The sequence below is a fragment of the Sporosarcina sp. ACRSL genome, assembly GCF_022346605.1.
In the GTDB taxonomy this organism is placed as follows: Bacteria; Bacillota; Bacilli; order Bacillales_A; family Planococcaceae; genus Sporosarcina.
Genome location: NZ_JAKRNT010000020.1, coordinates 16276 through 36159 on the forward strand (window position 1 = coordinate 16276; position 19884 = coordinate 36159).

Consider the following 19884-nt stretch of genomic DNA (forward strand, 5'->3'; position numbering starts at 1 on the left):
CAATCCCCTTCACAAATTGTTCTATAATTTTGTTTAATGCATAATTGAATCCTACTCATTTCTTTAAAAAAAGTCAAACTAATTTTTAAAATTTTTAAAAGTTAAAGTTGGAATTGTTCTGTTTGGGAAGTGTAGAAATGTTTTATTTGAGGCTATAAATCGGTGACTCGCTGGTGTTAGTGGTAGTTGGGAAGAAAAGTTTAAAAAAATTAAAATAGGTTTCTTGTTGTGGTCATTTATTTGAGGAATTTTAAAAAGAGGTGGAGAGATTTTTATGTCTGCAATAGGTAAATCCCAACAAAAAACAGGGAGGAATTCTCAATGACAGAAAAAATTCAATCTATCGTTCCGCATTTATGGTTTGACAAGGATGCCAATGAAGCAGCAGCGTTTTACACTTCCATTTTCCCGGACTCGAGAATAACAAATGAAACAGCACTACATGACACGCCATCTGGCGACGCCAATTTGATCTCTTTTGAGTTGTGGGGACAGAAGTTCATGGCAATCAACGCAGGACCTTTTTTCAAATTTAATCCGTCTGTATCTTTTATGGTTAATTTTGATCCATCCCGAGAAATAGAGGCAAGTGAAAAAATAAATGAAGTATGGAGTAAATTGTCCGAAAGCGGCATAGTGCTAATGCCATTTGATAAGTATCCATTTAGCGAGAAATACGGCTGGATTCAAGATAAGTATGGTTTGTCATGGCAGTTAATCCTTACCAATCCCGAAGGAGAGGAAAGGCCACCGATATTGCCATCGTTAATGTTTGCCGGTGATAATTGTGGTAAAGCGGAAGAGGCGATTCATTTTTATTTATCGGTTTTTAAGGAATCGAAACAAGGCCAATTTGTCCGCTACCCTCAAGGCATGGAACCTAACAAGGAAGGAACCCTCATGTTTTCTGATTACAGCCTCTTGAATCACTGGTTTACCGCAAAGGACAGCGCGGGAGATCATCAATTCTGTTTCAACGAAGCTATTTCATTTATGGTTTATTGCGACACCCAAGAAGAAATAGATGACTACTGGGATAAGTTGTCTGCAGTTCCCGGATCCGAGCAATGCGGCTGGTTGAAGGATAAGTTTGGCGTATCATGGCAAATTGTTCCGAGAGAAATGGAAAAGATGATGGGAGGAAGTAGCACACCTGAACAAATAGAACGCGTTAGTCAGGCGACTCTTAAAATGAAAAAGCTCGATCTTGCGGAGTTACGGAAAGCATACGATTATGGAATCTAATTTGATGTGCACCCTAAAAGTTAGCGTCACCATCTAACTTCTAGGGTGTTTTTTGTGGCTATTTTTTACGGATTTGTCGACCAAAGGCCAGCCGATTTTAAGAGGACGCGCGGGTGCAGTTTCCTCCTATGGAAATGAATTACAGGAAAGTCATCGAATGCTCGCAACCTAAGTAATGTGGAACAGAGGAATGAAATCTCAAAAAGTCTGTTGGTGTTATAAGATAATTTTTCAGATAATTCTAGCGGTGTGATAAAATAAACATGCTTATACTACGCCGAAAATAGTTTACTAAGGAGGAAAGTGATGAAAAAATGGTTTGTTTTTGTATCGTTTCTCTTCTTGTTTACATTGTTTGGTTGTGAAGCTATGGAGGGAAAAACAGAGAAAAAGGAAACTTGGGAAGTTAGCTCTATTTTTAAATTACCCGTTACCTTTGGTGATGGTACAGAAGGTGAGTATCTTTTGATTGGCGAAGAAGGAAAAGTTGGTTTTTTGGTCGGATCAGGTGAAAAAGGCGAGGCAGAGGCAGAACCAATAATAGCTAACCAAGCAAATAAGTACATGTGGCATTTTTGGGGAGACGAGGATGACCTCAGTGGAGATTTCAAAGTTATAGGTGTGAATGAAGAGGGGGAGGACCATCCGGTATTGCTAAGGGGGGATAAAATAGTGTGGGAGTATCTCGGTAGTACTGTTTCTCCTCATAATGGTGCCGATTCGCATATACCATCAAATATGGTGTTTCCATCGAGTGGGTTGTGGAAATTAATGATATATTTTGATGAAGAATTATTCGGGGAGATCGTTATAAGCGTTGAGGAAATTTAAATTCATCAATAAGTGGCTGTACAACGTACGTTTCAGGATAGATTAGGGAGTTCGCCAAATACTTTGGTTGACTTCCTTTTTTATATTTAATTATAGAAGATTAATTGTCATACATGACTATAGACAGGCACCGACACAATTCGTCACATTTCATTCCTATTTCTGTGAACAATTAGTGAATAATGGCGGGGAGTCTTTCAAACTATGATTATTTCGCCTATGATGGAAGAGGAATAATTGATAACAGTTCTCACTAATTTAGGAGAATGGTGGGAGAGGAGTTTGCATGAGAAGACGAGTAGCACTATTGCTTGGTGCTGTTTTGCTGCTGTGGGCGAATTTTCTTGTGCCAGTACAGGCAGAGACATTGTCTGACGGTGTATATGCAGTGGAGTATGAGCTGCTGCAAGGCGATTCGGAATCAGTGTCGATTGCGAATGATTATTTCGAGAAGCCAGCATTGTTAAAGGTGGATGGCGACGAAAAGGTTTTGCAGTTGACGTTGAATCATAGTAAGTGGGTTCAAGAGTTGCAGGAACGATCCGGTGATGGATTCGCGGATGCGAAAGTCATTGCGAAAGATGAAGAGGCGGATACACGCGTGATTGAGCTGAAGGTGGACGGTGAGTTGGCAGAGCCGTTTCCAGTTAAGATGCATGTCGTGATCGATGAGTTAGAGATTCCATATGATCATGCGTATACAGTGCGTGTTGCGGTCGATGCGGAATCTGTTCAGGAGACGGACCAGCAATGGATTGAATCTGTCAGCGAAGGTAGTAAAATTTGGTTTTATATTGCGACTGGGTTAGTTATCGTGGTGGCAGTTATTGTTGCTATACGATTAATGCGGTCGAAAAAGTAGAAGAGGAGATACATATAATGAAGAAGAATTTGATGGTTTTATTCTCAGCAATGTTGCTGATCTTTACAGCAATGCCAGCACTTCCAGCGGCAGCTGAAGTACCTGCTGCACAAGAGGTGGCATCTTATGAGCTTCCGTTCACAGTGTTGCAAGCAGATAGTGACGAAGTTTCTACGGCAGGGAAATTCGTGAAAAGCCCTGCAGAAGTGAAAGTCGAAGGCGGCAAGACGATCGTTTACATGACATTGTTAGATAGCCAATATTGGCAGTCGTTGAAAATCCAGGATGGCAAAGATTTCGTTGTTGCTGAAGTTGTAAGCGAAAACGAAGAAGAAAAGACACGTCTTGTGAAGTTTGAATTAAAAGACGTTGAAAAAATATTGAATGCAAAAGCACATATCATCGTGACAGGTATCCCTGGTCTTGGTGAATATGATAAAACGCATGATATTCGTTTCCAATTCGACGGAAGCAATGTTCCAGCTGAAGAAGAAACAGAAGTTGACGAAGAAACACCTGTGACTCCTGAAGCGCCAGTAGCAATTGAAGACGGTGAGTACACGATTGGACTCAACGTTTTGCATGAAGAAGAGGAAAAACCATCTTCTATGAGTCGTTTCATCGAAGCACCAGCTGCATTATCTGTAAAAGACGGCAAGCAAGTCGTAACACTTACATTGACAAACAACGAGCAAATCACTGAGTTCCAAGTCGAGCAAGACGGTGAATTCGTTGATGCAACAGTTGTAAATGTAGATGAAGAGGCAAATAAGCGTACTGTTTCATTTGAAGTAGCAGATCTTTCTGAAATCAAAAACGTGAAAGTTACGGTTTTCGTTGCACAAGCGAACCATACTGGCAACTACACAGTTCGTCTTGCATTTGACCAAGATAGCGTTGAGCCGGTAGCAACTGAAACACCAGAAACACCAGAAGCACCAGAAGCACCAGAATCACCAGAAACTCCTGAACAACCTGAAGAAGAAGCAACGGTTTCATTCAAGGATATCGACAACACTTGGGCAAAATCGTATATCGAAGCACTTGCTGCACAGGAAATCGTTAAAGGTAAAACACCTGAAACATTTGCACCGCAAGATACGATTACAAGAAAGCAATTTGCACTGATCATTGCTCGTGCATTGGACCTTGAAAAGCAAGAATTCCAAGGAACATTTTCTGACTTGACGAAGGAAATGGAAGACTTCGTGTACGAAGTGGAAGCAGCGAACCGTGCTGGAATCATCACGGGTGACAATGGTAAATTCAACCCGAATGCAGCGATCACTCGTCAGCAAATGGCAGCGATGATCATTCGCGCAATCGAATATAAAGACACTTCACTATTGGAAGACGTTGCGACTGATGTTGAGTTCGAAGATGCTGGTCAAGTGAGCGACTATGCGAAAGACGCTGTTCAATTAGCAGCAGGACTTGGCATTATCGACGGTGACGTTGTAAAAGGCCAAAAAGTGTTTGCGCCGAAAGCGAAAGCAACTCGCGCGCATGCAGTGAAAATGGTTTACAACATGCTTGAAACGATTCAATAATTCTACTCAAATGCCGGCGTCACGTTTATGTGACAGCCGGCGTTGTTTATAAAAGCGAAGGAGTTCAAAATGAAAAGACATTTTATAGTTGCAATGACGTTTATCTTGGTCACGGCGCTTTTCATTTCTACAATCCATCCAAAAGTGGCGGCTGCTGCAACGTTCGCTGACGGGGAATATAACGTACCGTTTACTGTGCTAAAAGACAATAGCAATGAAGTATCCGCGACAGCCGATTACATGGTGAGCCCTGCGAAGGTGCAACTAACGAACGATAAAGCAACGGTAACAGTCACATTGAAAAACAGCTCGTGGTGGCAATATTTCAAAGTGCAAAACGGTGGTACCTACTCGGATGTGCAAGTGGTGAGCGAATCAGGAGATCAGCGTGTCGTAAGGTTTACCGTGTCGGATCTGACAAGGCTAGTCAACGGGAAAATCCATATTATCGTGACGGGCATCCCGGGCTTCGAATATGACAATAAATACGATATTCGTTTTAGCTTCAATACATCGTCCATCCCAGCCCCTCCTGTGGAAAAGCCGGTGTCGACACCTCCTGCAAAGGAAACGAAACCGGAAACACCGAAGAAAGAAGAAGCTAAACCGGTTCAAAAGCCTGCTCAGAAAACAGCTGAAAAGCCGGCAGGACAGAAAGCAGAAACCACGAAAAAGACTGAAGAAGAGAAGCTAGTTGTCACTAAATCCGAAGCAGATAAAGCACAAAAGTCGGAAGAAAAGTCAGATGAAAAAACTGATGAGAAATCTGAAGAGAAATCCAATGAGGTAGCTGAAGAGAAATCGGAAACGGACGAATCAGATGTTACTAAGGAAGACGAACAGGAAGCATCTGAAGACGCAGTTGAAGAGCAGGAAGTCGAAATCGTCGAAGAAGCAGCTATTGAAGAAGTAAAAGAAGAAACGGAAGACTCTTCAAGTCCTTCTGTCATCCTTGCAATTTTGGCACTTATTGCTGCCGTTATAGCAGGCTTCGTATTTGCTACTCAAAAGAAACGTGCTCGGAAATAAGGGAGTTGTGCTGGAATGAAAAAAGCGATCGGCCTTATCTTACTTGTAACGGTTATGCTTGCCGGTTGTTCGGCAAGTGCCGGGGATCAGGCGAATGAAAACATCGAGCAGGACGGCGACAGAATCATTGCAACGACTGTTGCGCTGACGGAAATTATGGATGCACTGGAAATCGATCTGGTCGGCGTACCTTCAAGTTATAAGGAGCTGCCGGAACGATATGCAGATGCGAAAGAAGTCGGCAATCCGATGAGCCCTGACATGGAAATGCTATTGTCGTTGAAGCCGACGGAAATATTTTCGGTGACAACGTTGAAATATGACTTGCAAGAAATGTTTGATGGACGCGGGATCGATATGACGTATGCGAACCTCGAAAGTGTCGACGCGATGCACGAAGAAATCTTGAAGATCGGTGAAAAGTACGACCGGATGGAGCAGGCGGAAGCGATTGTTGCGCAATTTGAGGATAAGGTTGCCGACATCGAAAAGGCGATCGAAGGGAAAGAGAAGCCTTCCGTGCTCATCCTCATGGGAATTCCGGGAAGTTATTTAGTGGCGACGGAGCACTCGTACATCGGGGATCTCGTGAAGCGGGCTGGCGGCGTCAATGTCATTACGGGTGAGGATGTTGAGTTTGTATCTTCGAATACGGAGTATTTACAGCAGACGAATCCGGATGTCATTTTGCGGGCGGCGCACGGCATGCCAGAGCAAGTGATTGAGATGTTTGATGAGGAATTCCGTTCGAATGATGTGTGGAAGCATTTCGATGCGGTTAAAAACGGACGTGTCTACGATCTGGAAGAGACGTTATTCGGAACGACGGGCAATTTAGCCGCTGCGGAAGCGCTTGATGAGTTAATGAAAATGTTGCATGAAGTGAAATGAAGGTAGGTAAAAATATGATTGGAATCAATCGGAAAAGCGTCAGTTTCATAGCGGTTGTGCTGTTGCTCGGAATCGTCTTCGTCAAATCCGCGTTGACGGGAAGCATCCAGGTGACGCCTTTCGAATTGATTCACGGCCTGTTAACCGGAACGAATGATGATGTTGAAATCATTAAAGACTTGCGGCTGCCGCGGATTTTGATTGCGGTATTCGCGGGAGCTGCTTTGTCTGTGGCGGGTGTGTTACTGCAGGCGGTGATGCGCAACCCGCTGGCGGATCCGGGAATCATTGGTGTTTCTGCAGGGGCGAGCTTCATGTCCGTTTTGGTCATCGCATTGTTTCCGACGTTATTCTTTTTCGTGCCGTTGTTCGCGTTTATCGGCGGTGCGTTGGCGTTTTTCTTAGTTTATTCATTATCATGGAAGTCGGGCTTGGATCCGCTGCGGATGATTCTAATCGGTATCGCGGTCAACGCGTTGTTCACTGGACTCGGTCAGGCAATTGGGTTTAGTGGGGGCGGTATCACGCAGTCGATGAGCCAAGTGACGACTTCAACGTTGACGATGAAAAAATGGAGCGATGTGGAAGTAATCGCTATTTACGGATCGATTGGATTATTGCTGTCGTTCTTCGTCTATAGATGGTGCAATTATTTATCGCTTGAAGACCGAACAGCAAAAAGCCTTGGCGTGAATGTGAATTTGTCACGATTCGTCATTTCGATCATTGCTGTTCTATTGGCTTCGATTGCAACGACGATAGCGGGCATGTTTGCGTTCGTCGGTTTATTGGTGCCGCATATCGGAAGGACGCTTGTCGGCAATGATCATAAAGTGTTGATCCCGTTTTCCGCGTTGGCGGGTGCGCTATTAATATTGCTTGCGGATACGTTAGGAAGGACGTTAATTGCGCCGAATGAAATCCCGGCTTCCATCATCATGGCGGTGATCGGCGGGCCGTTCCTCATATTCTTGCTACGAAAGAGTAATCGTATTTATGGACATTAAGGAAGTCACATTTTCATATGACAAGAAGAGGAATACGTTGAGCGGGATTGACAGTTCGATTGATATCGGCAAAGTGACGACGATCATCGGACCGAATGGTTGCGGGAAATCTACTTTGCTAGGGGTCCTGTCCAATCATCACCAGCCGCAAAACGGACAAGTTTTGTTGGATGGAAAATCGTTGACTGACTTTAAACCGAAGGAGCTTGCGAGGAAACTAGCTGTCGTCCACCAGCAAAACAATGCGCCTTCAGATATGACGGTCGAGAAGTTGACAGCGTACGGGCGGATTCCGTATAAGAATTTCTTTTCTTCGACAACGATAGAGGACGAAGAGGCGATTGAATGGGCGCTTGCTAGCACGAATTTGCTTGATAAGCGACATATGCCGATCGACAGCCTATCCGGGGGGCAAATGCAACGCGTTTGGATAGCCATGGCCCTAACGCAACAAACACCGTATCTGTTTTTGGATGAACCGACGACGTATCTCGATATCTTTTACCAATACGAACTGCTTGAACTCGTCCGTAGTCTGAATGAACAACACGGCATGTCTATCGTCATGGTACTGCACGACATCAATCAGGCTATCAAGTACAGCGATGTCATCATCGTCATGAAAGACGGCCAAATCGCCGCCAAAGGCAAACCGGAAGACATCATCACAGTCGACTTAATTCACGACATCTACGGCGTGAACGTCGTCGTCAAACACGATGAAGCGGCGGGGATGTATATTGTGCCAGTTGGAATTTAAACGTTGCCTGTACAGCACGCAATTCAGTTTATTCACTACAATTGTATATTCTAAAATAGGGAATCCAGTCACTGTAATATTTGACCGGATTCCCTTTGCATTTTTTCATACAACATATTGAATTGTTATAATTAGACTGATGCCTGTGCAACGTAATTACAAAATATGTAATTCGAAAAGAAAGGAACTACAATAAATCTCTATATTTATTCAAATCGAATAGCCCCGCATCACTGTAATATGCAGGGCTAAATTACTTCGGTCAAGATGTTGAAATGAATTCAAGGAGCAAACCATCAACTTAATAAAGTGGACGTTCCATTGTAGTGCTCGTTCCCGTTCTGTACTCAGTTAAAGCAATATGAAAGTTAATAAACAAACCCGTTAAACTCACTAACGCACCTATCAAGATCAAAACAGGTCCGGCTAATCTTTCCTCTGGTGTAATAATTGCCTGTTGCATAATCCCCACCTCACTCATTCTGTTCTATATAGTGTATTCACCCAGAGCCAATTCGTTCGAAAAGAATAATAGCCAAAAAAATACACCATTCACAGGTACCAACACAATTTATTTCTGCATTGCATGAATTTTCCACATAACTTATACTAGTAATAGTTAACTAGCTTGGTAGATTGTGAAAATAAGTTCCATTTACATACTGTATTCACTACAAATTGGGGGCATGGATGATGAAGAAAAACAGACAAACAAAGATGTTTACAGCAGCGTTAGCGACTACGGTTGCAGCATCAGGGATTGTGGCGGTTGCGCCTGGAATGGTGAAAGCGGAGACACCTTCGTTTTCAGATGTAAGAGACATTCCAAGTCACCACTTTTATGAAGCTGTTATGAAGTATACGTCAGCGGGCATGATTAGCGGGTACTCGGACGGAACGTTCAAACCTGGACAAAATATTACGAGGCAAGATGCGGCGAAACTTCTAGCGATGGTTCTCGACTTGGATATGAAAAATATCGTCGACCCGGGATTTAAAGACGTTAGTAAGACAAGCCCTTACTACAGCTATATTGCCGCGCTTGTCGAAGAGGGGATCATTTCAGGTTATGAGGACAATACGTTCCGACCGCATGAAAGTCTGACGAGAGCACAAATGGCGAAAATTATTGTGCTTGGTTTTGATTTGGAGGAGACGCCATCCGTTCGTCTTCCATTCAGCGACATCAATTCGAAGCAATGGCATATTGAATTTGTTCGGTCGCTTTATGCACATGAAATTACAACAGGCACGACACCGACTACATTTTCTCCGAACGCGTTCGTGACGCGGGGGCAAATGGCTTCATTCGTCTTCAGAAGCGAAGCGTTCGTCGTTCCGAAAGTGGATGAAGATCAAGTGGCGGTAGATGCGGCAGCTGGTCAATTAAAAGCGGGTGCTGTCACAGTTTCAAAAGGCCCTATGGCGACGGATGACACTAAACTCGCTGCTGTGCAAAAATATGCGGCTTCCTTAATTACTGAAAAAGGCGTTACAGTGAAAGCGGCGCAAGGAAAGTCGGCAGGCAGCTATATCGTGACGCTGACAAAAGGGGATGCGACAGCAGAAAGAACAATTGCTATCACTTTCGACTATGCAGCAGATGACCGTTTTGTCACTGATGTGAAGGCAATCAATGCGAAACAAGTGGAAGTGAAGTTTGCAACACCTGTATCAAAGGGATCCGTTTTGGATTCATCTAATAAAGTACGGAATATCACCTTCACGATGGTATCAGGGGCAACCGTGAATCCAGGCCAGCTCACGGGTTCATTATCGGAAGACGGAAAAACGTTGACGATTACAGCACAATGGATTTTCGACGGTGAATATGCAGTCAAAACGACTGAAGCAATCCAAGCTACGGCTGGTGGGAAATTCGAGGAATATACTGCAATTCTGAAAGCAAAAGACGATGTGGCACCGAAATTTGTTTCAGGATCCGCGACGGCGAAAACTTCGACAAACTCATTTTCTCTATTGTTTGACGAGCCGGTCAGTGCATCTGGCGTTATCGCTTACGTAAATGATATTGCAGCTACAGTAGCAAATGACCCTTCCAATCCAAACCGTTTGAATGTCACGGCAAGCAAACAAGTTGCTGCGGGAACGACGGCAACGGTTACCCTACGGAATGTGAAGGACTATAGAAATAACTTTGCTTCGCCAAATCCGGTGGAAGCCTCCATCACAATTTCGGCCGATACAGTCGCTCCAACCGTGAAGGATGTCAAGGTGATTGGCGAAAACCGTGTAGAAGTGACGTATGATAAAGAAATGAATGTAGCTTCATTTAGAGGGAAAGCGCGTCTCGTCCAGTCAAATGGCACAGTTATGAATTTGACGGCAACAGCTGGAAAAGATGCAAAAACGGTTGTCCTCACCGGTTCTGGAGTGGTTTATCGGGATTCTTACAGTGCTGTCCTATTTATCGACGCTGACGTGAAAGATACCGTCGGCAACAACGCAGCCCTTTATTCGACGAATGTCACGATGACTAGAGACATTACTGCGCCTACATTCACGACGATTGAGTATAAGGATGGCAAAATCGTTGCGATTTTCAATGAAGACATTCAGATGGGCGGTAATAATAGAATCACGCTGATTGATCAACGTTCGGGTGAGGCCAGGGAAATTATTTTGAACTATTCTAACTCACTAAACGCAACGATTACGAACAATACGTTGACTATTAACCAACCTTTAGCGAACGGAACATACCAATTGCGCTTGCCGGCAAACACGGTACGAGACAAAGCAGGTATTCCGAATCCGAATACAATTGTGAATCAATCATTTGTGGTTGAGAATGTGACTTCGTTTGATGGCACTCGACCAGTAGTGAGTAATGTTACAAAAGGTTCGACGAATGAAGCTTTTAATGGAGAACAAGTAGCTATATATACAGTAACTGACACAGATAGCGGCGTAAACTTGGCGACCGTTCAAGATATCAATAACTATACATGGGATGGAAAAGCTCTGCCGATTGGTTCTTATGTTACGACAGCAATTACAGGAACGGCTGATCGAGCAACTTCTGTTGTGGTAAAAGTACACGTCCCATCTATTGAAATCCAAGAAACTAAAGATGCATTATTTACTGTCAACAACATTAGGGATAACGCAGGTAACACGATTGCGTTACCAGGGACGGGTAATGTCTATTTTGTTAGTGGTGTTCAGCCTGAGATGACCGATGCAAGAATCGGTGCCTTTAATACATCATTGGTGCTTACTTTCAGTAAGGCCGTACAAGGCGTCGACGTAACGGACTTTGTAATCACTGTAAATGGTGTCCCATTGCGCAATAATTCACTAGAACCAATAACTATGTCTAATACCGAACTGAACACATACTCAACAGGTATTAAAGCATCTGTGGGGAAATATGCTCAAACATATGGAAATCAGGATATTTTATATATCGAAGTGGATGGTGTAGCAGGATATAGTCCAAATTCAGACATTTTTCTAGAGGCACTCCATACAACAAATCAAACAGCTTTGACAGATGCATTTCCAGTAAATTTGAATGCAAGCTATATCACTAGTTTAACGGTCGAACTAACCAATTACGGATCTTCACCGATAAGAGATAGCCAAGGAAATCTGGCTGTATCTAAAAAGTTGTATGTGAAATAACCCCCAAAATAGATGCCTATGCAACAGGGGAACAGGAAGTCAACTAACTCAATGTTTGGTTGACTTCCTTTTGCATTCAAAAAGTATTAATGAATGTTTCTCGCAGCAGATAGCCTCTTACACGTTGCTGCAAACAACCTCTGCTACTGCTTTTGCTGCGACTAACAATGCGTCTTCGTCAATGTCCCATTTTGGATGATGGTTGAAATAGGCATTTTCAACGCCTTTCGGTTTACTTCCGATAAAGAAGAAGCAGGACGGGAACTTGGCTGCGTAGTAGGCGAAGTCTTCAGATCCGGAGAACATTGGGAATTCCACTATTGATTTGATTTCAGGCTCTGTGGAGTTTTGAAGCGCAGCGACGACTCCTGCCGTAATTTCCGGATTGTTGAAGAGCGGCGGATAATCCGGCACATACTCAAGTTCACATCTGACATCGAATTCCTCTTCGATTCCTTTCGTGATCCGGTGGATTTCCGTGTCAATCAACTCTTGAACTTCCGTTGTCATATAACGCACATCGCCTTCCAATTCGACGCTATCTTTAATGACGTTGAATTGGCCTTTTCCGTCAAAAGAGCCGATAGTGATAACGCCCATATCAAACGGATTCAACCGACGGCTCACGACGGTTTGGATAGCCGTGACAAAATGGGCCCCTGCGACAATGGAGTCATTTGCGAGGTGAGGAGACGATCCGTGACCACCGACACCTTGAATTCTCAGTTTGAAGTAAGTTCGGCCCGCCATCGCATAGCCGCTGCGATATCCAACATCACCCGCTGGATTCGTCGGGAAAAAGTGCACACCGTAGACGGCATCCACATCATCCAGTAATCCTGATTCTACAATGCTTTTCGCTCCGCCCGGAGGCACTTCCTCTGCATGTTGATGAATGATTTTAACTGTAGCCGCCAACTCATCCTTCAGTTCAATCAAACAGTCTGCGAGCACGAGTAAGTAGGCAGTATGCGCATCATGTCCGCAAGCGTGCATGACCCCTTCATTTTTCGATTTGAACGGCACATCTGTTTCTTCGTGAATAGGAAGCGCATCGAAGTCTGCACGCAGACCGATTGTTTTGCCTGGTTTTCCTCCTTTAATCGTTACGATGATCCCGTATCCATTTCCGACATTCGTTTGGATTTCCACATCTTTTCCCTTATAAAAATCAGTAATGTACTGGGCTGTTTTTTCCTCTTGGAACGATAATTCGGGATACTCGTGGAGATAACGCCTGATTTCAATCATTTCATCTTTACGTTGTTCGAGCATCTTCATCAGCTGTTGCTTCATTGGTGACCATTCCTTTCATACAATAATTCCTCAATTTTATTAATTTACCCTTCAATCGACTGCTCAAACCGTTTTAAAGGTTCGGAATTTGCTCGGGAGGCATCTCTTCATACACCTTCTCAATGTCTTGCTTGTACGCTAAACAATAGAGTTGGTAGGCATGGTTCGTTGTTTCGAATGGTTTTGGTAAAAATGTTGACAGTAGATCAGTTTTTAAAAAATTTGGCGGGCTTTGATCGCTATCAGCATAATATTGAAATGAACTAAAGCGGTAATCTTTCAACGACTTCACCATTGGAACTTTCGTATCAATCGGATTGCGATGTATGTAACTGCTAATATCCAGTATCGCCCTTGGTCCATTTGCCAGTTTGGAAAAGTATCTCTTTTCATAGATACGTCCGACATGGTCATACCGTTTGGAAAAGTAGTCGCTGTATCTACGGTTGATGCGGGCCATCACTTTGCTTAATTCCACTTCAGACCGAATGAGTAAGTGATAGTGATTGGACATGATGCAATAAGCCAACATGGTAAATGGATATTTATCATACACATATCCGAAAGCACGCATCAAGTTTCGTTTGTCTTCTTCTGTTTGGAAGATAGGGTGTCGATTATTACCGCGCATCGTCACATGGAAATAAGCATACGGATTCCAATATCGCTTCTTTCTCGCCATATCATTCACCCGCGACGATAGGGATATGCTCCACAGCAACCTTATGTCCTTTCATCCCTTGCAACCCAACACTCATAATTACAGACGCGATTTTCGGTCACCACTTTCTTTTTTTCCAACTGTGTCGTTTTCCGAATAGACTGACAACTTTCTGAATTCATCAGAAAACGAAAAAATAGATTTTAAGTGAGAAAAAGTGGGCAAAAACGATTTTTTATGTCGGAAAACACGGCAAAAAAGAATTTTCAAGAGCACTGTATCTTTTCGGTGCCTGTGCACCGAACAATTCAGATTATACAATACAATTGTATAAGGAATAATAAGAAGTCATTGGTATCAACATTTAGATTTTCGTTTAATGTTCTTTTATACATTCCGATAAATAGTTATAAATTTGTGTTACACAGGCACCGACGCAATTCTGACTATACACTACAATTGCATATAAAAAAACAGGAAGTCAACCATATCAATCTTTGGTTGTCTTCCTGCTGTATTTATATACGCGTTATCGAATTGTTATAAATGTATGATGCACAGGCACCGACGCAATTCCAGTTAAAAACGTCCTTGGATTCTGAAGACGATTTCTGCGAACAGGGCGGCGAAGAGGAATGTTCCTGTGTAGACGACTAGTGACACAATGACGATGCGCCAGCCGAGCTTTTTGAAGTCTTCGATATCTTTTCCGAGTGATAATCCCGCATAAGCTAGAATTGGCGTTGCAAGTGCCATGAAGTTGATTTTTGATGTTTGCTCGACAATCCATCCGTTGCCGGGAAAAATTGGCGTCGTGGCGAACAGTGCGATAAATGAAATCCAGACGACTGCAGGAATCTTAATCGGTAAATAGGCAGTTAGTGCTAGTCCGATAACCGTTACAATGACGATTAGAATCATACCTGGAAGCGCTTCGATTGGATTGACGCCATAGCCGACCCAGTTACCGATAATGGCTATAAGTCCGATGATGGTTAACACTTTCGCTTTTTCAATCATGATTCGTCGCCCCCTTTCGTAACGGACAGTCGATTGCGACCAATCTTTGGCTCTAACCATTCGTACAGACGGGCTGTAACTGGCAAGGAGAAGAAGACACAAATATAAGTTCCAAGAATCGTCGTGATCAAGTTAGCCGCAGCTGCAAATAACGCGATGTCATCCGCATCATTCGGGAAAGTAACCGCTAATGCACCGGAAGCGGCTGCCATCATGCTTCCCGATCCGACACCCGCACCCATTGCAAGCGAAATCGGATGGAGGATGCCGAGACTTCCAAGGAATCCTGCCAATAACGCCAAGTAAATAGCCCCGAATACGGTTCCACACACATACACGCCAAGCGCGCCACGGCCTTCAGGCGAATCGGCACCATACTTTTCGGCAATGATGGCGAGGTTTGGCTCACGGTCGATGGAAAACGTTGCTCCGATTGCTTCCCGTTTCATTCCTAATAATAAAGCAATCGGCAGTCCGATGGCGATAGTCCCAATGACGTGACCGACTTCTTGGAAGGCAAGCGAAGCGCCCGCCTCGAAAATCTTCGGAAGGGAAGGACCGAGCATCGTTCCAAGTTTCGCAACGAATAGCATAAATGAAATTCCTAAAATCGTTGCGGCACTTTTCATTTGCTTCTCAGTCATCAGCTTGAATTTTGGACAGCTGACGATTCCTCCAAAGATGAGAACGTACAGAATTGGAAATAATGCGATCGTGCCGACGCCAAGGTTAAATTGCTTAACCCCGATCCATTCACCCACAACAACAAAAGCTAGCACGATCAAATGAAGTTTGATTTTATCTCTCACACATTTCCCCTCTTTCCATTAGTTGCAGATTTTATAGTTCCCCATCCATTCCACGACTTGCCCGACTGCGCTTGAATCCAAATGCCCTTTCCCTTGCAACTTCGCTGCTTCGTACAACTGCTCAACGATGGAGCCGAGCAGGGCAGGGGATTGGGTGCTTTTCGTCATGTCCATGTAAAGGTTCACGTCTTTCGCCATATGGCTTAAGAAAAACTTCACATCATGGTGCGTATCATTTAACAAATTCGGGCCGAAGACGGACAGGACTTTGTTTTGCGCGGATCCGATCGACATGAGCTCCGCAATTTTCATCGGATCCACGCCATTCTTTGCACCTGCCACAAACGTTTCGCTCAGCAACACTGTAATTCCAGCAACCATCATATTATTGCAAAGCTTCACGACCTGGCCTGAACCTGAAGGACCGATATACCGAATCTCTTTCCCGATCGATTCCAAAACAGGCAAGACTGAATGGAACGTGTGCTCTTCGCCGCCGACCATGATCGTCAATGTGCCGTCATTCGCCCCGGCAGGACCGTTGCTGACAGGGCAATCCAAGAAATGGACGGATTTTTCCGCTGCTGATTGTGCCAGCTGCTTCGTCACGCGTACATCGGTCGTACTCATGTCTAAGATGAGGGAACCTTTCTTCAAATGCTGAAGAATTCCTTTGTCACCAATCAACGTCTCTTCAACCAACGCTGAAGTTGGTAAAGACAATAGTACGACATCTATTTCCGATAGTCCATAACTGGATGAAGAAACAGGAGCAGCGCCTAGCTTCTTCATTTGCTCCTGCTTCGACGGGTCCGGGTCGTATGTGGAAACGTCATATCCGTGTTTCAACAAATTTTTAACCATCCCCGCTCCCATCGCGCCGCATCCGATCATTCGAATTTTCATGTTGGTTCCCCCTTACGGCTTCATATAGACGGTTTTCACATCTGTCCAGAAGTCCAAAGCTGTACTTCCTTGTTCACGCGGCCCGATACTGGATTCCTTTTTCCCGCCAAATGGATAATGGTTTTCAAAATACGTTGAAGGCAGATTGACATGTGTAACGCCGGATTCAATGTTCCGGACAAAATGAAATGCCTTTTCCAAGTCTTTCGTATAAATAGTAGAAGAAAGTCCGAAATCGATATCGTTTGCCATCGCTAACGCTTCCTCATAACCTTCTACTTCAAACACGCCAATGACCGGCCCGAAAATTTCTTCCTTTGCAATTGTCATATCAGGGCGCATGCCGCTGAAAACAGTCGGAGCAACGAAATAGCCATCCTTCAAATCGCCATCCGTTAACCTTTTTCCTCCGGTTTCTAATGTTGCACCTTCGTCGATCGCCATCTGGACATAGTGCAAATACGTGTTCAGCTGATTCTCGTCAATCACAGGGCCGTTATTTGTGTCTTCATTCATTCCATCTTGGATAATTAATGACTCCGCTTTTGCGACGAGGCGATCAATCACTTCACGATAAATCGACTTCGGCACGAACAGCCGGCTCGTCCCTGTACAACGCTGTCCGTTATCATAAAAACCGCTCGTTACAACACTGTCAATAGCGAGATCCAAATCGGCATCTTCCAAAATGATTGCCGGATTTTTTCCGCCCATTTCAGCTTGCATCTTTCCACCGTGCTGCCTGACGGCTTTGCCTAATGCGACTCCGACTTCTGTGGAACCTGTAAACGATACGGCTTTCAGCTCTTTATTCTCACCGAATTCCTTTCCGATGACGGAGCCTGATCCCATGACCATATTGACGACACCAGCCGGAACGCCTGCCTGCTCAAAAAGCTCCACAATTTTTACGCTAATAAGCGAAGTCGTGCTTGCCGGTTTAAAAACGACTGTGTTTCCTGCAATGATGGCGGGTGCAATTTTCCATACACCGATTCCAAGAGGGAAGTTGTACGGTGCAATGACACCGACGACACCTAAAGGCTCTCGAACCGTGTAAGCGAAGATTCCTTCATTATAAGAAGGGAGCGTTTCACCTGCGAGGCGTGTCGCTTCTCCGCTGAATTGCTTCATCGCCTGGATGGTCTTCGTCACTTCCCCCCGTGCTTCACGAATCGATTTTCCGACTTCCTTCGTAATAATGACAGCAAGTTCTTCTTTCTGTTCTTCCAATAAATTAATTAGCTTGAAAATCACTTCACCCCGTACAGGTGCTGGCGTATTGGCCCAAGCGGGGAACGCCTCCTTCGCTTTCGCAATCGCGTATCTCACATCTTCAACGGAAGACTTCGGAAATCTGCCAAGCACTTCGCTTGTCCGCGCCGGATTGGTGCTTTCATATAATTCACCGGTAGTCGATGATACCCATTCGCCGTTAATATAGTTTTGATAAATTTGAATTTCTTTCTCTTGATTTACTCGCATTTGCAGTCTCTCCTTTATCGGTTTGATAGCATTCTCATTAATTATAAAATTTTGATAAAGAAGTTGGTATGTTATACAGGACAAAAAATTCTCGATTTAATTGGTAGGAGACACAGCATAAGTAGGCAAGTAGTCCAAGATTTCAAAGGCGGTCATAAGTCGCAATAAATCCTTCTTATCCCGTAAATCAACGGAAAGGGCATCTTCAATTTTTTTCAAGCGGTATGTCAGTGTATTTTGGTGGATGGATAACTGTTGAGCAGTCTCTTTATGCCTGCCGTTCAGTTCGATATACGTCTGCAACGTCTCGAAATCTACCGGATCGCCATGCAGAATCGGTCCGAGGTGGTCGATGACATATTGCTGCAATGTGTCATCGTCAATACTATGCCAAAGCCTTTCGAATCCGAGTTCTTCATACCGAATCATAAGCCTCTCCCGTGATTTCTTTGCTAATTGCAATGCATCATTCGCTTCGCGGTAGCTATCGCTCACTTGTTGGACATGAACGTTTCGACCGATGCCAATGACCAATTCCGCAGTCGCGTATTCTTTCGCCAGCTGTTTCAATGCGGAGGAAATTGCTTTGGAGAGCTTCGGTGCCAACACTAACACTGTAAATCCACGGTTAAAGACGATGACGTCCGGATCGATACGCTGCAACGTATTTTCCATTTTTCTCATGACGCGCTCTTTTGACATGATCGAATCATAGAGCCAAAGTGGCTTCTTCCTTCCTTCCATCAGGATGCAAGTGACTGATTTGTATTTCGTCAGCTTGTTGAATGGACTATAATAAGTCATTTGATGATCCCAAGTACCTTCCATTAATTTATGGAACAACTCTTCTTTCATTTTGTTTTCGCGTTCAAACAGATTGTTTTGTTTAATCAATTCAAGAACTACAGCATTTGCGGCCTGCTCAATTGCGACTTTTTCCAAGCTGGAATACGCTTCAATAGGACAGGAAAGATGAAAATAGCCGAGCACTTCATCCGACGAAACAATAGGGAATTGAGGACGCTCGGTTTCCGCATTTTCACTGTAAGAGACAGGTTGGGTGACAATCCGGTTCAGCACATCGACAATTTGTGTAATGCCTTTGCCTTCGAGAAGGATCGCGGAAAATTTTTCGTGAATCCCTTGAATCGTCAGCAAATCGGCATTCCGACGTTGGAGCTCTTTGTAGTAACGGCTGTTCGTCAACGCGATCGCCGCCTGGTTTGCCAAAATTTTAATAATAATCGTTTCTTCCTCAGAAAACACATCACCGTGCGTATCGAAATTATCAACGACGAGGACGCCAATGCTTTTATCCTGATAAATGAGCGGAACTGCAAGAATGCTTTGCACCTCTCTATAATGAACCGCACGCTGAAAATGGAATGCGTTTTCAGGTGACATATTTTTCATATACGCCTTCGCTTGTTCAAGCGCCACATTAAAAGTACGCTTCTGCTGAAAAGCCCTCCCTGTAATCGACTCTCCCGCGCGGAACTTCACATTGCGAATCGCTTCAACATCCAGTCCAATTCCATCCGAAAAGGTAAGATACCCATTCTCATCCCATTCATAAATAATGATCGTATCGGCCCGTTTCACCAAATCCATCGCAGCCTTCATCAAATTCTGCAATACGCTGCGTTCATCCAAACTTTGCGTCAACAGCGCATTAATATTAAACAACTGCTGACACTGCTCATACGTAAGCTCCACCATCCCCCAACCCCCTCTTTCGTGCTTTTTTATGGTTCTTTTTTTGTGGTGCCCACTAGCGTTGCATAGCAAGAAATAAAAGTAAAAAAGTACAGTAAATAGAAATAGATAACTTGAATAAAAACAAAAAAGCTCCTAATGTAGGTAAGGAACGACGACTAAATCAGT

General features: G+C 44.0%; 17 protein-coding genes. 9 read left to right on the forward strand and 8 right to left on the reverse strand.

The genetic code is table 11. The features are described 5' to 3' along the window. Positions 1–321 precede the first annotated feature (321 nt). The 8 genes from MHZ92_RS20455 to MHZ92_RS20490 all read left to right on the forward strand — a co-directional run bounded on the left by MHZ92_RS20455 (position 322) and on the right by MHZ92_RS20490 (position 8175). On the forward strand, positions 322–1245 hold the full coding sequence (locus MHZ92_RS20455; protein ID WP_239433564.1) for a VOC family protein: 924 nt from the start codon (positions 322–324) through the stop codon (positions 1243–1245). Between the two features lie 306 nt (positions 1246–1551). Next, on the forward strand, positions 1552–2076 hold the full coding sequence (locus tag MHZ92_RS20460) for a DUF4871 domain-containing protein (protein WP_239433565.1): 525 nt from the start codon (positions 1552–1554) through the stop codon (positions 2074–2076). A 286-nt stretch (positions 2077–2362) separates the two neighbouring features. Further along, entirely contained in the window at positions 2363–2938 is a 576-nt protein-coding gene (locus MHZ92_RS20465; RefSeq protein ID WP_239433566.1) for an NEAT domain-containing protein, read from the forward strand. Between the two features lie 17 nt (positions 2939–2955). Beyond that, complete coding sequence (locus MHZ92_RS20470) at positions 2956–4488, forward strand: NEAT domain-containing protein (protein WP_239433567.1); 1533 nt, start codon at positions 2956–2958, stop codon at positions 4486–4488. A gap of 69 nt (positions 4489–4557) precedes the next feature. Next, entirely contained in the window at positions 4558–5517 is a 960-nt protein-coding gene (locus MHZ92_RS20475; RefSeq protein ID WP_239433568.1) for an NEAT domain-containing protein, read from the forward strand. Between the two features lie 15 nt (positions 5518–5532). Continuing rightward, the gene (isdE, locus tag MHZ92_RS20480) at positions 5533–6408 is read left to right on the forward strand and encodes a heme ABC transporter substrate-binding protein IsdE (RefSeq protein WP_239433569.1); all 876 of its coding nucleotides are present in this window, start codon (positions 5533–5535) and stop codon (positions 6406–6408) included. Between the two features lie 23 nt (positions 6409–6431). Then, positions 6432–7415, forward strand: coding sequence for a FecCD family ABC transporter permease (locus tag MHZ92_RS20485; protein ID WP_239433582.1), 984 nt, complete (start codon positions 6432–6434; stop codon positions 7413–7415). Further along, positions 7405–8175, forward strand: coding sequence for an ABC transporter ATP-binding protein (locus MHZ92_RS20490; RefSeq protein ID WP_239433570.1), 771 nt, complete (start codon positions 7405–7407; stop codon positions 8173–8175). The genes MHZ92_RS20485 and MHZ92_RS20490 overlap by 11 nt, the downstream gene beginning before the upstream one ends. 301 nt (positions 8176–8476) lie before the next feature. Here MHZ92_RS20490 and MHZ92_RS20495 read toward each other — a convergent pair whose 3' ends face one another. Next, positions 8477–8656 carry a hypothetical protein gene (locus MHZ92_RS20495; protein ID WP_239433571.1) on the reverse strand — a complete coding sequence of 60 codons (180 nt, stop codon included), beginning with the start codon at positions 8654–8656 and terminating at the stop codon, positions 8477–8479. Positions 8657–8868: 212 nt separating this feature from the next. Between MHZ92_RS20495 and MHZ92_RS20500 the strand changes: the two genes are divergently transcribed. After that, the gene (locus MHZ92_RS20500; protein ID WP_239433572.1) at positions 8869–11823 is read left to right on the forward strand and encodes an S-layer homology domain-containing protein; all 2955 of its coding nucleotides are present in this window, start codon (positions 8869–8871) and stop codon (positions 11821–11823) included. A 117-nt stretch (positions 11824–11940) separates the two neighbouring features. On the opposite strand, the gene MHZ92_RS20505 is transcribed toward MHZ92_RS20500, so the two are convergent. The 7 genes from MHZ92_RS20505 to MHZ92_RS20535 all read right to left on the reverse strand — a co-directional run bounded on the left by MHZ92_RS20505 (position 11941) and on the right by MHZ92_RS20535 (position 19719). Then, positions 11941–13119: an amidohydrolase gene (locus MHZ92_RS20505; RefSeq protein WP_239433573.1), complete on the reverse strand. Its 1179-nt coding sequence runs from the start codon at positions 13117–13119 to the stop codon at positions 11941–11943. Positions 13120–13192: 73 nt separating this feature from the next. Next, complete coding sequence (locus tag MHZ92_RS20510; RefSeq protein WP_239433574.1) at positions 13193–13801, reverse strand: transposase; 609 nt, start codon at positions 13799–13801, stop codon at positions 13193–13195. A 558-nt stretch (positions 13802–14359) separates the two neighbouring features. Next, entirely contained in the window at positions 14360–14800 is a 441-nt protein-coding gene (locus tag MHZ92_RS20515; protein ID WP_239433575.1) for a hypothetical protein, read from the reverse strand. Beyond that, a complete protein-coding gene (locus MHZ92_RS20520; RefSeq protein ID WP_239433576.1) occupies positions 14797–15609 on the reverse strand; it encodes a DUF3100 domain-containing protein in 813 nt (270 codons plus the stop codon). Before MHZ92_RS20520 ends, MHZ92_RS20515 begins: the two co-directional genes overlap by 4 nt. 18 nt (positions 15610–15627) lie before the next feature. Then, the gene (locus MHZ92_RS20525) at positions 15628–16515 is read right to left on the reverse strand and encodes an NAD(P)-dependent oxidoreductase (protein WP_239433577.1); all 888 of its coding nucleotides are present in this window, start codon (positions 16513–16515) and stop codon (positions 15628–15630) included. 12 nt (positions 16516–16527) lie between these two features. Beyond that, the gene (locus MHZ92_RS20530) at positions 16528–18000 is read right to left on the reverse strand and encodes an aldehyde dehydrogenase family protein (RefSeq protein ID WP_239433578.1); all 1473 of its coding nucleotides are present in this window, start codon (positions 17998–18000) and stop codon (positions 16528–16530) included. A gap of 96 nt (positions 18001–18096) precedes the next feature. Continuing rightward, on the reverse strand, positions 18097–19719 hold the full coding sequence (locus MHZ92_RS20535; RefSeq protein ID WP_239433579.1) for a helix-turn-helix domain-containing protein: 1623 nt from the start codon (positions 19717–19719) through the stop codon (positions 18097–18099). Positions 19720–19884 lie beyond the last annotated feature (165 nt).

Bases quoted from the DNA above. Each gene is read 5' to 3' on its own strand.
- MHZ92_RS20465 (WP_239433566.1), top strand. From the start codon at position 2,363: ATGAGAAGACGAGTAGCACTATTGCTTGGTGCTGTTTTGCTGCTGTGG.
- isdE (WP_239433569.1), top strand. From the start codon at position 5,533: ATGAAAAAAGCGATCGGCCTTATCTTACTTGTAACGGTTATGCTTGCC.
- MHZ92_RS20460 (WP_239433565.1), top strand. From the start codon at position 1,552: ATGAAAAAATGGTTTGTTTTTGTATCGTTTCTCTTCTTGTTTACATTG.
- MHZ92_RS20515 (WP_239433575.1), bottom strand. From the start codon at position 14,800: ATGATTGAAAAAGCGAAAGTGTTAACCATCATCGGACTTATAGCCATT.
- MHZ92_RS20535 (WP_239433579.1), bottom strand. From the start codon at position 19,719: ATGGTGGAGCTTACGTATGAGCAGTGTCAGCAGTTGTTTAATATTAAT.
- MHZ92_RS20475 (WP_239433568.1), top strand. From the start codon at position 4,558: ATGAAAAGACATTTTATAGTTGCAATGACGTTTATCTTGGTCACGGCG.
- MHZ92_RS20490 (WP_239433570.1), top strand. From the start codon at position 7,405: ATGGACATTAAGGAAGTCACATTTTCATATGACAAGAAGAGGAATACG.
- MHZ92_RS20530 (WP_239433578.1), bottom strand. From the start codon at position 18,000: ATGCGAGTAAATCAAGAGAAAGAAATTCAAATTTATCAAAACTATATT.
- MHZ92_RS20455 (WP_239433564.1), top strand. From the start codon at position 322: ATGACAGAAAAAATTCAATCTATCGTTCCGCATTTATGGTTTGACAAG.
- MHZ92_RS20495 (WP_239433571.1), bottom strand. From the start codon at position 8,656: ATGAGTGAGGTGGGGATTATGCAACAGGCAATTATTACACCAGAGGAA.
- MHZ92_RS20510 (WP_239433574.1), bottom strand. From the start codon at position 13,801: ATGGCGAGAAAGAAGCGATATTGGAATCCGTATGCTTATTTCCATGTG.
- MHZ92_RS20470 (WP_239433567.1), top strand. From the start codon at position 2,956: ATGAAGAAGAATTTGATGGTTTTATTCTCAGCAATGTTGCTGATCTTT.
- MHZ92_RS20525 (WP_239433577.1), bottom strand. From the start codon at position 16,515: ATGAAAATTCGAATGATCGGATGCGGCGCGATGGGAGCGGGGATGGTT.
- MHZ92_RS20505 (WP_239433573.1), bottom strand. From the start codon at position 13,119: ATGAAGCAACAGCTGATGAAGATGCTCGAACAACGTAAAGATGAAATG.
- MHZ92_RS20500 (WP_239433572.1), top strand. From the start codon at position 8,869: ATGAAGAAAAACAGACAAACAAAGATGTTTACAGCAGCGTTAGCGACT.